Source organism: Kibdelosporangium persicum (assembly GCF_013280595.1).
GTDB lineage: Bacteria > Actinomycetota > Actinomycetes > Mycobacteriales > Pseudonocardiaceae > Kibdelosporangium > Kibdelosporangium persicum.
The window spans coordinates 1-13,938 of the sequence record NZ_JAAATY010000050.1 but is presented as its reverse complement, the minus strand read 5'-3'; the positions used below and the strand labels follow the sequence as shown (position 1 = coordinate 13,938).

At 62.7% G+C, this 13,938-nt stretch carries 11 protein-coding genes and 1 pseudogene; 4 read left to right on the top strand and 8 right to left on the bottom strand.

All coding sequences use genetic code 11. The annotated features are described in order from the left end of the window. Positions 1-436: 436 nt before the first annotated feature. Positions 437-2,407, top strand: a complete 1,971-nt coding sequence (locus tag GC106_RS44335; RefSeq protein ID WP_173142223.1) for an ATP-binding protein — start codon at positions 437-439, stop codon at positions 2,405-2,407. Positions 2,408-2,857: 450 nt separating this feature from the next. Here the strand turns inward: GC106_RS44335 and GC106_RS44330 are convergent, their stop codons facing one another. The 3 genes from GC106_RS44330 to GC106_RS44320 form a co-directional block, all read right to left on the bottom strand. Then, positions 2,858-4,807 carry a UvrD-helicase domain-containing protein gene (locus GC106_RS44330; protein ID WP_173142222.1) on the bottom strand — a complete coding sequence of 650 codons (1,950 nt, stop codon included), beginning with the start codon at positions 4,805-4,807 and terminating at the stop codon, positions 2,858-2,860. A gap of 4 nt (positions 4,808-4,811) precedes the next feature. Beyond that, positions 4,812-6,758 (bottom strand): ATP-dependent nuclease, encoded by a 1,947-nt coding sequence (locus tag GC106_RS44325; RefSeq protein WP_173142221.1) that lies wholly within the window; start codon positions 6,756-6,758, stop codon positions 4,812-4,814. A 424-nt stretch (positions 6,759-7,182) separates the two neighbouring features. Continuing rightward, positions 7,183-8,199 (bottom strand): TerC/Alx family metal homeostasis membrane protein, encoded by a 1,017-nt coding sequence (locus tag GC106_RS44320; protein ID WP_173142220.1) that lies wholly within the window; start codon positions 8,197-8,199, stop codon positions 7,183-7,185. 407 nt (positions 8,200-8,606) lie between these two features. Between GC106_RS44320 and GC106_RS49890 the strand changes: the two genes are divergently transcribed. Next, complete coding sequence (locus GC106_RS49890; protein WP_173142219.1) at positions 8,607-8,807, top strand: DUF2326 domain-containing protein; 201 nt, start codon at positions 8,607-8,609, stop codon at positions 8,805-8,807. A 211-nt stretch (positions 8,808-9,018) separates the two neighbouring features. Here GC106_RS49890 and GC106_RS44310 read toward each other — a convergent pair whose 3' ends face one another. Next, positions 9,019-9,555: a carboxymuconolactone decarboxylase family protein gene (locus GC106_RS44310; RefSeq protein ID WP_173142218.1), complete on the bottom strand. Its 537-nt coding sequence runs from the start codon at positions 9,553-9,555 to the stop codon at positions 9,019-9,021. A gap of 335 nt (positions 9,556-9,890) precedes the next feature. Then, positions 9,891-10,484 carry a TetR/AcrR family transcriptional regulator gene (locus GC106_RS44305; protein WP_173142217.1) on the bottom strand — a complete coding sequence of 198 codons (594 nt, stop codon included), beginning with the start codon at positions 10,482-10,484 and terminating at the stop codon, positions 9,891-9,893. 89 nt (positions 10,485-10,573) lie between these two features. On the opposite strand from GC106_RS44305, the gene GC106_RS44300 reads away from it, so the two are divergent. After that, on the top strand, positions 10,574-11,176 hold the full coding sequence (locus tag GC106_RS44300; protein ID WP_173142216.1) for a class I SAM-dependent methyltransferase: 603 nt from the start codon (positions 10,574-10,576) through the stop codon (positions 11,174-11,176). A 5-nt stretch (positions 11,177-11,181) separates the two neighbouring features. After that, positions 11,182-11,835 carry a DUF2218 domain-containing protein gene (locus GC106_RS44295; protein ID WP_173142215.1) on the top strand — a complete coding sequence of 218 codons (654 nt, stop codon included), beginning with the start codon at positions 11,182-11,184 and terminating at the stop codon, positions 11,833-11,835. Here the strand turns inward: GC106_RS44295 and GC106_RS44290 are convergent. The 3 genes and pseudogenes from GC106_RS44290 to GC106_RS44280 all read right to left on the bottom strand — a co-directional run. Continuing rightward, positions 11,774-12,982: a sensor histidine kinase gene (locus GC106_RS44290; protein ID WP_173142214.1), complete on the bottom strand. Its 1,209-nt coding sequence runs from the start codon at positions 12,980-12,982 to the stop codon at positions 11,774-11,776. The two genes, GC106_RS44295 and GC106_RS44290, sit on opposite strands and share 62 nt — an antisense overlap. After that, complete coding sequence (locus tag GC106_RS44285) at positions 12,979-13,635, bottom strand: response regulator transcription factor (protein WP_173142213.1); 657 nt, start codon at positions 13,633-13,635, stop codon at positions 12,979-12,981. The genes GC106_RS44290 and GC106_RS44285 overlap by 4 nt, the downstream gene beginning before the upstream one ends. A gap of 136 nt (positions 13,636-13,771) precedes the next feature. After that, positions 13,772-13,938, bottom strand: a pseudogene (locus GC106_RS44280) (IS630 family transposase); the annotation flags it as partial.

Below are 13,938 nucleotides of genomic sequence, written 5' to 3'. Positions count from 1 at the left end.
CCGTCCGCGCAGGCCACAGCCGACAGGGCCGACTGCTGGCGCACCCACACCAAGGTCGGCCAGACCTAATGGTGCAGCACTGTCACCCTGGCCACCATTCTCATTGGACGGTCCGACCGTCGCGGAAGCGACAGCCAGCAGTAGCTGAGCGGACTGTTGCAGAGCCTATGCCGAGCCGCACGGCCCATACTTGGCTGCCCGCTCAGGTTGCTGCCGGTTCGTACTCGTGATTAATCCGCCGAGTACCAGTCGGCGCCGGACCAGGTCTGCAACTCTCATATGGCGTCGGACGGTCTGGCTGTGGTGGGCGGAGTATCTGATCGAAGATTGGATGCGCTGAACGCTCGTTTTGGCGGCACCGCGCATGGCACGCGTCAGGTCGATCCGGAGGATGTCGCTCCGCGCGAACGTGGCGCTCCGTGCGTAAGGTCGTTCCATGCCGGAGATGGTGCTTGCGACGAGCGACGACCTGGTCGGTCGGTTGGCCCACGAGGGTGACCCGGTTCGTGCCGTGGTCGAGCTCGTCTGGAACTCCATTGACGCTGAAGGAACCGACGTTCTCGTGGTGCTGCAGCGCGACTCGTCCGAGGCGATCATCGCCACGAAGGTCATCGACGACGGCCACGGCGTCGCCGCGGAAGAGGTTGAACAGACCTTCGGGCGCATCGGCGATTCCTGGAAGAAGACGAGCCAGCGTTCGAAGAACGGAAAGCGCCAGCTGCACGGCAAGCTCGGTGAAGGTCGCCTGCGAGCGTTTGCCCTTGGCTCGCATGTTGCGTGGGAAAGCCGCTGCGCCAACACTGCGGGTGTCATGCAGCTCGTCACCATCATCGGAGATCGAAGCGACCGGCATCGCGTCCATTGGGAGGTTGCCCCGGCTCCTGGTGAGAAGTCCGGGACCACGGTCACCATCTCGAACCAGGAGCAGCGGAGCCTGGGTGTTTTGCAGAGCGACATCGCCACCATGACGCTGAGGTCGCATTTCGCCCCGGTGCTGCTCAACGACCCCGAACTCTCCATCACGTACGAGGGCGTGCCTCTTGATCCCCAGAGGGAGATCCTCCGCGACACTCCGATAGAGGTCGAGTTCGAGGACAAATCGGCAACGCACCGGTGCCAGGTTCGGATCATCGAGTGGCGTTCGGGAAAGCACAGGGCGCTCTACTTCGGCCCTGACGAGCACCACTTCGTGTACGAGGAGCCTGGCAGCGACGTCGAAGGGCAGTACCCCTACTCCGCTTACATCACCTGGGACGGGCTGACCTCCGAGCGCCTGGACGTTCTTAGTCTCGGAGACATGGCGGGTTCGCCTGTTTCTGATCTCTGGAAAGCGGCCCGGCAGGCGATCCGTGAGTACTTTGTCGGCAGGCGCCGTGAACGCCGGCGGGAGCAGGTGGATCAGTGGAAGTCGACCGGCGTCTACCCGTACAAGGGAGCCCCGAAGACCGAGCCCGAGCGGATTGAACGAGCGGTGTTCGATGTAGTGTCTGGCACACTCGTACCGCATATTTCGAAGCGTAGGGATGACGCGCGCCTCACTCTCGCGTTGCTGAGGGACGCTTTGCGTCACGAGCCGGATAAGTTGACGACCATTATTCACGAGTTCGTCGCGCTCAAGCCGGAGGATCGGGATGCGCTCACCAGCCTGCTCAGCGAGACGACCATGTCGGCGATCATCCGGTCGGCCAACCTCGTAACGAGCCGGCACAAGTTCCTGGTCGGGCTCGAGCACCTGCTGTTCGACCCGGACGACTCATCCGAGGTGGGGGAACGCGACCACCTGCACAAGATCTTGGAACGTGAGCTCTGGATCTTCGGCGAGGGCTATCACTTGATGAGCAGCGAACGTGGCTTGACGGAATTGGTACGCACGCATTTGAGGCTTGAAGGCCTGCCGGTCAAGGGAGTGGAACCGGTGAAGCGCTGGAGCGGCAAGACCGGACGCGTCGACCTACACCTTGCCACCAGGTACCGCGAACACGACCGGGTTCGGCACCTCGTGGTCGAGCTGAAGGCACCAGATGTGACCATTAAGCGCGCCGAACTCGATCAGGTTGAGGACTATGCCAACACCGTTCTCGCCAACCCGGTGTTCGCCAGCGAGCAATCGCACTGGGACTTCGTCCTCGTCGGCACCGATTTGCACGAGCTTGTGGAGAACCGGCTCAAGCCGGGCGAAATGGGCTGCTTTCTCGACCCAGAACAGAAGCCAGGTCGCCCAAAGGTCCGGGCGCATGTCCGACGGTGGCGGGATCTCATCGACGAGAACAAGCGTCGGCTGGAGTTCGTCACGCAAGCTCTGGAGCACGACCCGTCGATCTCCGAGGGCTTCGACCACGTCAAGCGCGAGTACGCGGACCTCCTTCCGCCATCGTTCACTCAGGAGGGAGATGCTGACGCCGGGTAGGTAGCTCGTGTTGGTGGCAGCGAGTCGGTGTGACGGCTGACTTCTTCACGGAAGATCGTCATTGTGCCCGAGATGACGACTGGGTTTGGTGTCCGGCGGTTGACACTGAAACGACCAGGGAACCTGCCGTCTGCCAACGCACTTGATCGGCCGTCAAGTCCGCTAGGGTTTTCATGCAGGTAGTCTCAAGAGGACTGTCTATTGTCTTGGACTGCTGGCTGTTGTCGAGATTCTGGCTTCGGTGGCGGGCCGTTGGGATGTGCGCGTCGCCTGCTGCGTTGCAGTGAACTGACCGCAACGGGCCTGTGTTGAGCAGGGACTCTCTGTTCCTGCAGATTACTGTCCTTTGTGGACTCGCTGAGGGTGAAGTCTGCGACTTGCCGCGGGGTTAAGGGGACGTGTCTTCCTGGCTTGTGGCGGACCAGGCTGGCCGAGTGGATGCGTAGCGCCCTATATCCACCGTCGCTCGCGAACACCCGCTTCGTCGAGCATCGCGTAGAGGTCCGCGATCTTGCCGCGGCGAGCGAAGGCCGAGGTAGACGTAAAGATCAACCGCTGGGCGGCTCGCGACAGGCCGACGAAGAATGTTGACGTGGATCCGTCGACATCTCGGTCGTGTGCCCACCATTGATCGTCGTCCAGGCCGAGGAAGAAGACCGTGTGGTACTCGAGGCTTTTGCTGCGGTGGACGGTCAGAAGCGAGACGGCATTCGCGGATTCAAAGTCATCGAAGGCCGCTGCCCAGTCCGACGCGTGCGCCGCGACCTGAGCCAGCCGGGCGTCGAAGGCATCGAACACGACGTCTACGTCCTCGCCGCGGGCAGCGGCTCTGGCATGTCGGCGGAGGTTTTCAACGTCGACGAGTTCGAGCCCACGTGCGATCACGTCTGATGTGGAGGTTGAGTCAACGGGGTGTTGGTTGAGCCACTTATGGAGTGACCTAATTGTCTGCGTTAGTTCGTCGTTGACTCGCCGAACGGCATAGTCGTCGCCAGCGGCACCATGGATTCGTTCCATCGTCCGGGACGCTTCTAGCCACACCGACCCGAGCCCGCTCGGCTGTGCAGCCAAACGCAGCATGCCCAGCAGCAGACGAGCCACGTCGTTCTTGAGCAGGTCCTGCAGTCGCATCTTGCCGACCATGGCGTCGTCGTTGCGTAGACGAATGTTGTGTTCGGCCAAGCGGGCTCGGAAACGCGCCTCGAAGTCGGCCACTTTCTGGCGGGCCACCAACGCGAAGTCCGCTGGTGTGCGTTGCGACTGGGCGAGATCGTCTGCAATCCATTTCGCGATGCAGTCCGCCTCACGGGCAACGCCGGTGAAGGTCCACAAGCTGACTGGCTCGTGCCCGTGCTCAGCCGTTGTCCTGGAAATGACCTGAATGGTGGTCGGGTCCAGGCGGCTCGCGATCACGTGCTGGAGGTCGACCAAGCCTTGGGACGACCGGAAGTTCCACGACAGTGGATAGGGCGTGGCGTCGAAGTCTCTGATGAATTGTGCGAACGCATTGGGCAGTGCGCCGGCGAAGCCCATGATGCGTTGCTTGCGGTCCCCTACAGCTGTGACGGCAGTGCCGTTGCCGAAGATGGACTTGAGGAACGAGAACTGCGCAAGCGTGGTGTCCTGGAACTCATCGACAAACACGAACGGATAGGTGATCTGCAATGCCCGGCGAAGGTGCGGCACTGCCCGTACCAGGAGCTCGGCAAGGCGGTTGAGCATGACGAAGTCGACGTGCGGCGTGCCTGTTTGCAGGTACCGCTCCTGCCACCACGTCAATGCCGCGAATGCACTGGCGGAGGCAGGTTCCCTGTCTGGTAGTGCGAACGGAAGGGCCCATGCACCGACGACATCAGCGGAGAAAGTGTCCCGTGGCAAGGTGTCCAAGGCCGGGCGCAACGCAGTAGGCGTAACCGACGCCAAGTAGTTGACGAAGTCCCGCTGCTCACGCCCGGACGGGAACACGAGCTCATAGCTGTTGCTGCGTCGCCAGTCGCGCGGCAACGAGGACTTGAACTTGTCCACCAGGCCCTTTGTGAACGCGTCGAAGGTCATCGACACGAACCGCTCGGCATGTTCGGGAACGCGGGTTTGCACTCGACGACCAAGGTTGGCGGCGGCATCGCGTTTGAACGAGATAGCCAGGATGCGGCGTGGTGATGGGCACATGCCTGTTTGCAGCAGGTAGGCGGCTCGCTGGGCGAGAAACTCTGTCTTGCCAGCGCCCGGGCCGGCGATCACTGCCCCACAACCTGGGCCGCGCAATGCTTTCCATGCGGCAGGTTCGAGATCGTCGATACCGGTTGGTTGCCACGCAGCTGCCGCAATAGCCACCGCCTGTGGCACGCTCAGAGTTCCCGAGGTAGCAGCTACGCCGTTGTCGCTAGTTACCTCGGCCACGGTTTCATATTCCTAGTCTCGCGCGAATGAACTTGATCAATGCGTTGATGACCAGTGGTCCTTCCTTCAGCTGATCATCGGTAAGTCTGCTGAGTGCCCGCAGATGTGTGCTTGGTTTGGATCGGGATAGGAACAGGTAGCGGTACCACTGCAGCTCTTCGAGGCGTTCGTCACGCTTCGCTGGGTCCTCCGGGGTCCAGTAGAGCTTGGGAGTGTGAGCGGCACCGAGGACTGCGTCCGTCGGATCGCTGTTGCGCGGGCCGCGCTCACCCTTGTCGAGCGCGGTGTATGCGTTCGAATACGTACGCAGCATGGTGTAGTCCAGATCCAACGGTGCGGTGAAGAAAACACCGAACTGGCGGAGACTTGCCATGACGTTTGTCATTTGGTCAGTTGTGAGTTCGTCGGTGAGTTCGTCGACGGTGCCGAAGCCGTCGAGACCGGCGAAGACATCGACACCAGCCTCCGCTAGCCGCTTGCAGGCGTCGCGCAGCCGACCGGGGCCGCCGCCCGCCCGGCCGTAGTCGAGGTCCAAGAGGGTCGCATATGGAATCTCCAGGTCACTCAGCAATCGCCAGAAGTGGTTGGTGTGCCGCCCACCGAGCGGAACCATTGCGATGAACGACGGATCGAGTGTGATGCCTTGTGCCTGGGCGATCCGAGGAATCACGAGCTGTTCGGTGTCACCCTCGCCGAGGATGACGAACTTGGCGAAGTACAGCTCCGGATGTGCCCGCACGGCCTCACGCACGTATTTGCCAGCTTCCGTGTTGTCTGCCGGAAGGCTGATTGGGCGTACAAATGCCGTGCCGTCGTCTGGGGCGAAGCGAAAGTAGCGAACGCTCTCGGGCGCAATGCGGGGCATCACGCTTGCCGAGTGGCTAGAGATGATCGCCTGTGCACGATTGCCCGCGCATAGCTGCTGGAGTTGACCGACAATTCGTGACAGGAAGAACGGCGACAAGCTGTTCTCCGGTTCTTCGACCGCCAGCAGTGTGAGGCTCGGCAATCTCGCTGAACCGACATCGAACGTGCTGGCGTGCCGACCGATGGCGACTTCGTTCTCGATGTCCAACGCAGCTGCGGTGAGCGCAAGGTGTAGGAGTGACCGTTGCCCATCACTGAGCAAGCGTGCCGGTCGTGCATGGCCGGTATGACTTGGTTCGAACATCAGCTCGGCGGTGCGCAGCAGTTGAGTGAGATCACTGTCCAGCAGACGGAGCCGCGGCCTGGCGTCAGTCTCGGCATCGTGCAACTGCTGCCACCGGGCCGTTAGAGCAGTTTGAACCACGGACATGGCGGGTTCGCAGGCGAGTAGCTCAGCAATGTCCGTAGCAGACGTTTCGACGAGATCACGAAGCTCGGGCGACCATTGTGCCGCCCGCCACAGTCGACCGCGCAGAAATGTTGTGAGTTGGCGTGCACCGTCACGGGAAGCCGGAACGTAGATCATCTGAATCCGGGCACGTTCGGCATTGGGAAACTGTGTCCAGTCGTCCTCGCCGTACTCTTCTGCGAATGTATGTACAACTCTACGTTCTTCAGTTACTGCACCATCGAGGGTGCCATCTGACTCCCAGGCCGCTTCCAAAACGATGCGGCACTTGAGCAGCCCGTCGTCGGTCGCTGCCATACGATGGAAGAACTCCGCGACGGCGTCCTCGTCGTCTTGGTCGTCGTTCTCAAGTTCAGGAAAGGCGAGAACTGCCTCGATAGTTAGCGTGCGGGTGGCAGGCACCGCGACTTCGCCAGCCGGGACGTGGAAGTCGTCTGCCCGAATGGTGCGATCTCCGGTGGAGACACCAAACAGCCGCAGCAGCGCTTGGCAAGCAGCGGTTTTGCCGGACCCGTTCGTTCCAATAAACGCAGTTAGCTCGCGTTGGAGGTTGATCACCGTTCGGCCCGGTCCGAAACACTGGAAGTTTTCCAGGGTGAGGCTTTCGATGTGCAAGTGTTCACATCCTGGCTACTTGGGATACGGATGAGCAGCTGCCACCTGTGCTTGTCTATCGAGAGCGCGACCGGCCAACGTTTCACGCCGCGTTACCAGAAACAGATACGTTGCGTGCCTGACGCTGACTCGTGATGCAGACTGTCGGTCGCAGTGTCGAGCTGTCGCACCTCGTCACTGCAGCGTCGCAGACTGCGGCGAGGTGTGTCTCTGCGGTTGGCCCCTATCGCCACGGGACGCATGGTGTCCTTCAATCTGGACGGGCACACCCTTGTGTGGACTAGCGCTGCAGATCTCAGCGCCGACAAGGCGATCCAACGCCTGATCAAGCGGTCCCAGGAGACGAACGTCAAACTTCGTCAGGTGGCCGTCGACTTCGTCCACAGGCATCGCAACGCTGATTCCCGCGTCCGGTCCCGCTGTGTCAGTGATCGGGCTGTGTGTCGCCGGGCTTGGCTGCCGGATGGGCTCGCAGCGAGCCGGCATGCGCTTTGGCTGTGGGGTCGCGGCGCGTCTTGATGAGGCTTGCGACGGTCGCGATCACCAGGATGCCGATGATGACGCCGAGGCTGAGCGGGGTGGGCACTTCCGGTACTCGTTGGTCGATGTCGACGTGGGCCCAGTGCAGGATCAGTTTGACGCCGATGAAGGCCAGGATCACCGCCAGCCCGGCCGAGAGGTACACCAGCCGGTCGAGCAGGCCTTTGACGAGGAAGAACAGCGCACGCAGGCCCAGCAGGGCGAAGGCGTTGGCGGCGAAGACGATGTAGGGCTCTTCGGTCACGCCGAACACCGCCGGGATGGAGTCCAGTGCGAACAATAGGTCGACGCCGCCGATGGCGACCAGCACGATAAATAGCGGGGTGGCCACCCTGCGGCCGTCGACACGGGTGAAGATCTTGCTGCCGACGTACTCGTCGGTGACCGGCACGACCCGGCGGGCGGTGTTCACGACGGCGTTGTTCTCGATGTCGGGGTCCTCGTTGCGGTGCCGGAACAACTGGATGGCTGTGTAGATCAGCAGCAGGCCGAACAGCAGGAACATGAACGAGAACAACGCGAGCAGCGTGGCGCCGAGCGCGATGAAGATCGCTCGCATGACCAGGGCGAGGACGATGCCGAACGTCAGCACTTTGTGCTGGTGCTCTTCCGGCACGGCGAACGTGGTCATGATGATGACGAAGACGAAGAGGTTGTCGACCGACAGGCTCTTCTCGACGATGTATCCGGCGAAGTACTCGGCGCCGGCGCCGCCGCCGTACACCGCCGCGAACCAGACTCCGAAAGCGACTGCGACCAGCACGTAGAATACGGACCACCGGGTCGCCTCACGGAACCCGACCCGGTGCGGCCGGACAGTGGCGAGAACGAGGTCCACAGCCAGCAACACGAGGATCAGGCCGATGGTGACCGCCCAGGTCAATCCGCTGATCTCGAGCACCCTACCTCCGTTTTGTCCGGTTTTGACGGTGTCAACCGTAGTCGACGAGACCCGTCGTCACCACCGAACCAGGCTCACAACCACGCCGACCGTTCAGCAGCCACCGGGCCAAGTGGACGCGGGCACCCAACCGCTCGGACGACGTCAAGACGGGTGTGTTCAATCCGACCAACCAGTCCGTCCTCAGTGGCTTGTCGAAGGGTCTCGGTCGGCGCGATGAGACAGCGCGTCGTGTCCGTCCTCGTCGATGGCAATATGATCGTGCGAGGGACTGGTCTCTGCTGAGACTGTGCGCAAGCAGTTCCAAGTAGGAGCGAGCCGGACACGCTCGTTGACTAGGTGATCGGGTCTGTGGGGCTGAGCGCTTCTTCGAGCAGGCGGCTGAATGTCCGCTGCCATGCTGGACCTTGGACTGGTCTTCGACGTGCAGCGATCCAGCTACTGTTCGACGGGTCGGCGAACGCCAACGAGCCTCGGCACTCCACCTGGGTGCCAAGTACGCGGCCGCTGAAGGATTCCAGTACATCGTCACCCTCAACAGCGACGAAACGCCGAAGGAACTGCTCGACGGACGGGTGGTCGAAGACTTCGTGCGTTGCGGTGGCTGAATGCCGATCTCGGTTCACCAGAGGTGGCTACCCGATGGCTTGCCGGGCGTCGGCGACCACAGTGGGCGAGGCTATGTTCGACGACGTCCGAACCTGAACATGGGAACCTCCAGCCGTAAGCGCTACCACCGCCGCGCAGTTGCGAGCTCGTCGGCCGACCCCGCTGACCTCTGGTCGCCGGTTCGGACTGGAGCCGGACGTTAGACCGCGCTCATTTTGCGTTGGCGGGTTGAGATGTGGGTTCGATGCCTGCGACGAGGTTGAACGCTCCGGTCATCAGGTTCAGTGCGACGAGACCGACAACTTCGACGATGATCCGGTCGGTCCAGCCGTGCTGGCGGAGTTCTGCGATGTCGTCGCCGGTGATCGATCCCGGTTCGGCGAGAACGCGGAGTGCGAAGGAGACCAGTGTGGACTCTCGGCGGTCGGTTGCGGCGCCTTCTCGTGCCAGGACGATATCGGTCTCGCTCAAGCCTGCCGCGCGGGCAGCCTCGGTATGCGCCGCAAGGCAGGTCTCGCATCCGATCCAGCTTTGTACGGCCAAGGCAACTTTCTCGCTCAGCTGTCGATGAAGCTTGACCCGCTTCATGGCTTTGGACAGGTCGAGATATCCCTGGAGCAGGGCCGGTGAGTGCGCCATGGTCGCGACCATGTCACCCACTGACCCGTGCCGGTCGATGATCTCACCAAGCAGTTCGCTGGATCGTTGCGGCGCATCAGCCGGGGCGAGTGGAGTGAGGTTACGCATGGATACCTCCTGATGACTCGGATCGGCTCAGCCTTGTTGTGCGCATGGCGGTGCTTCGACCGCCGATACGGTTATGTGCGTACGTCCGTGCTCACCGTGTCGAGTAGCGATGATGTGCAGTGCCGGCACGATGATCTGGCAACAGAGTCCAATCACGACTCTGCTGGCGAGTCGCCATCGCCCCAACTGCACTTCATAGCCAGTGCGCCACAGCTCGGACACAGCTACCTCCGGTACCATACCCCACTAAGGTATACACCGGCATGTCTGGAAGTGCCCGTTGTCCCTTTGCGCTGGTTTGACGAGCCGATACGTATTGATGGAACGCGAGAACGTCAGTGCGCGGAACGCAGTCCGTCCAGGGTTACGGCGACCAGTCGGTGTGCGGCGGCTTCCGACGGCAGAGTGCTGGCCGCGGTCAGAGCGTGAAGGCAATAGCTGGCGAGTTCCTCGGGTGTCACGTCACCGCGGATGTCGCCCTGTCGTGCCGCGTCGACCAGTAGATCCCGGAACATGTCGCGGAGGTGCTGCTGCGCTCGGGCTACGTGCTCGTCAGGGTGGAGAAGTGCGGCCAGTTCGCTGCCGTGCGGTTGGTTCTGATGGTGGCGGACGCGCCGCTGGTGAATGAGCGCGTAGGCGCGCAATACCGTCTCCAGGCGTTCGCTGGGATCGGCGACCTTGTCGCGCGCCTCGGTCAGTTGCTGGAGGTGGCCGGCAATCTGCCGTTCGTGCCAGGCGGACAGGATCGCTTCGACATCCGGGAAGTACTTGTACAGCGTCGCGCGTCCGATACCGGTCTTCTCGGCAATCAGTGACATCGTCACTGACGCAATTCCCCGCTCGGCAACCAGTGTCGCAGTGGTGTCCAACGTCGCGTCGCGCACCGCGCGGCGGTGCGCCTCGATCGTCTCGTTCCACAGCTTCGGCATTCGCCAAGTATACATATCGCCGATCGGTATACAGCTTGTATCGATGGAGACAACATGTATCGTAAACTGGGAATCGAGAGGAGCAGGACATGGTTCAGGCACACCACGCGACAGGACCTGAAGACCTGTACGCCACGCCGCCGCCGTGGGACATTGGCCATCCGCAGCCAGCCCTTCAGGCACTCGCCGAGGCGGGTGTCATTCGCGGGCGGGTGCTCGATGTCGGCTGTGGTACGGGCGAGCACGCGTTGATGGCAGCCGATCTCGGCCTGGATGCCATCGGCGTGGACCTGGCTTCCGCGGCATTGCGAACCGCGAAGGACAAAGCGCACGATCGAGGACACGTGGTCCGCTTCTTGCAGCGGGACGCACGCAACCTGGCCGAGCTGGGAGAATCCTTCGACACGGTGCTTGACTGTGGACTCTTCCACATCTTCGGTGGCAATGACCGCACCGCATTCGTCGACAGCCTGCGATCTGCGCTCCGGCCGAACGGGCGCTACTTCATGTTGTGCTTCAGCGATCGGCAATCGAACGAGGGGTGGCCGCGCGTACATCGGGTAAGTCGAAACGACGTCCACGCCGCGTTCGCCGACGGCTGGCACGTGGACTCGATCGAGCCGACCACGATCGAGATCACCACGGACCCGGCTGGTATCCGAGCCTGGCTCGTCGCCGTCACGAGGATCTGAGCGGCATGTTGAGCGTGGAAGGTCAAGTCAGGACCGACCGTTCGAGCCGGTACCTGGTGCAACTCTGCCGGCACTTCAGCAACAAGGGGCGGCATCTACCCGGTCACGGTATGCAAAGGCATGTTCTCCCGAAGGAGATGCACGTCGAATGGTCAGACACCCAAGGAACCGTCGACTTCGGTTGGGGACGATGCGTGCTGCGGGCCACTCCGGAAGTGTTGACACTGCAGGTGGAAGCCTGCGATCACGAGAAACTCGACCAGGTTCGGCAACTCCTTACCGGACATATCGAACGGTTCGGCAGGCGTGACAACCTGGCCGTGGCCTGGTCCGCGGCTGAGCCCACCGATGCCACCGCTACGCCCCACACACGGGCCGTAAACCGGCGCAAGCGCGCAACGGTGATTGCCCTCATTGCGGCCGGTGCCCTGGCTGTCACCATCCATCTCGGGCTGGCCGGAGCCGTACTCACATCCCGATGGACCACTGTCGCCGTCATCTCCGTGCTGGCTGTCGTCCTGCTCAAAGTCATTGTCGTTTCGGTCGTCGTCCGGCGCCGGCGCGCGGCGCGCAGGCGAACCAAACCTGGAGTTGACGTTACGGTCCCTCAGGATCAGGCTGCCCGGAAGACGCGGCAGGGATTCGGACGTGGATGGTGAGACCACCGTCGGGGCGAGGATGGGCGTGCACGTGGCCGTCGTGGGCGTGGGCGACGGCACGCACGATCGACAAGCCCAGCCCGGCGCCGCGGCCCCGATCTGCGAGCCGGTCGGCTGGACCCAGTCGCTGGAACGGTTCGAACAGCTTGTCGACCTCATCGCCGGGCACGGTGGTGCCGGTGTTTTCCACCGTGAGGCAGGCATGCCCCGACTCGATCCTGGACGTGATCGAGATCCAGCCGTGCTCGGCGATGTTGTAACGGATCGCGTTGTCGAGCAGGTTCTGTGCAAGGCGTTCCAGCAGTACTGGATCGCCGACCACAGGTGCGGACGCGATCGTGGTGCGAATCTGCACTCGGGCCTCGCGCGCCGCGTCGCTGGACATGGCGGCGACGTACTGGGTGATCTCGGCAAGGTCGACCCGGCTGCGCTCGGTGAGAGGCTGGTCGCTGGTGGCCAGTACGAGCAGGCCGTCGATGAGGCGTTCGTGGCGCTGGTTGACATCGAGCAGTGTGGTGCCGAGCTGTCGGGTGGCGTGCGGCGTGTTCGGGGTGTCGAGTGCGACCTGAATGAGCGTGCGGTTGATCGTCAATGGAGTACGCAGTTCATGGGAAGCGTTGGCGACGAAACGGCGTTGGCCATCGAAGGAGCGGTCGAGCCGCTCGAGCATGGCGTCGAAGGTGTCGGCGAGGTCTTTGATCTCGTCATGCGGTCCGTCGAGTCCGATGCGTTCGTGCAGGCTGCGGTCGGCGACCCGGCGAGCGGTCGCGGTGATCTGCTGCAGGGGACGCAGCGCCCGCCCGGCCAGCAGCCAGCCGAGCCCACCGGCAGCGACGCCAACGACCCCGAGCGAGATCAATGACCAGATCAGCATGGCGTGCAGTGTGTCGTCGCGGTCTTGCTGAAACCGGCCTTTCAGCGCCTCGTGTAGTTGGTCGACGTTTTGGCTGTCGTGAGCGTCCGCTGCGTTCAGGAAGTCGGCTGTGATCTGTTCGGTGATGGTTGCCCGCCTGGCCGCGTGCGCGTCGAGTGAATGTCCAAAGTAGATGAACATGAAGATGACGAGCATCACGCCGGCAAGGACGAACGCCCCGGCGTACAGCAGCGTGAGCCGGACCCGGATTGTCGAGCGCCACCGGCGGGTCATGGGATGCGGTATCCAGCGCCGGGGACGGTTTCGATGATCTGTGGGTCGCCAAGCTTGCGGCGCACCATCATGATGGTGAAGCGGACGACGCCGGTGAATGGATCGGTGTGTTCGTCCCACGCCTTCTCCAGGAGTTGTTCGGCGGAGACCACGCCGCCGTCGGCGCGTAACAGTTCGGTGAGGACAGCGAACTCCTTGCGGGACAACGACACCGGTTCGCCGTCACGGGTGACGGCGCGGCGGTGCGGGTCGAGGCGGATACCGCCGCGTTGCAGTACCGGCGGTGCTGGAGGCCGGGCCCGTCGGTTCAGGGCGTGGATGCGGGCGATGAGTTCGGCGAAGTCGAACGGCTTGGTCAGATAGTCGTCCGCGCCGAGGCCGAGCCCGGCTACCCGCTGGCTGACCGCGGCCGCGGCGGTGAGCATCAGGATCCGGGTATCGGATCCCGATTCGACCAGGGTGGTGCAGACCTGGTCGCCGGACACGTGCGGCAGATCCCGGTCCAGGACGACGACGTCGTAGTCGTTGACCGCCAAACGTTCCAGCGCTGTGTCACCGTCGTAGGCCACGTCGACAGCCATGGCGTGATTGCGTAGTCCGGCGGTGATCGCGTCGGCCAGCAGTCGTTCGTCTTCCACCACCAGTACCCGCACACGACCATCGTGCCTGCTTGTGCCGTTAGGAGTCTGTTAGGAAATTCCCTAGCGCCGCTCTAATACGCCGGTTGGTGAACTGTGGCCATGACCGACCACGGATTGACATACCGCATACCCATCTGGGTACGGGTGCCTAGTGTCCTGAGGCATTAATTCGCCTGCAGTAGTGGGCGATGGAGTCAAGGATGTGGTCGGCGGTCTTAGTCCAGACGTAGGGCCGGGGATTGTCGTTCCAGGTCTCGATCCAGGCGCGGATGTCGCGGTTGAGCGCGCGGGTGCTGGTGTGGGCTCCGCGTTGGA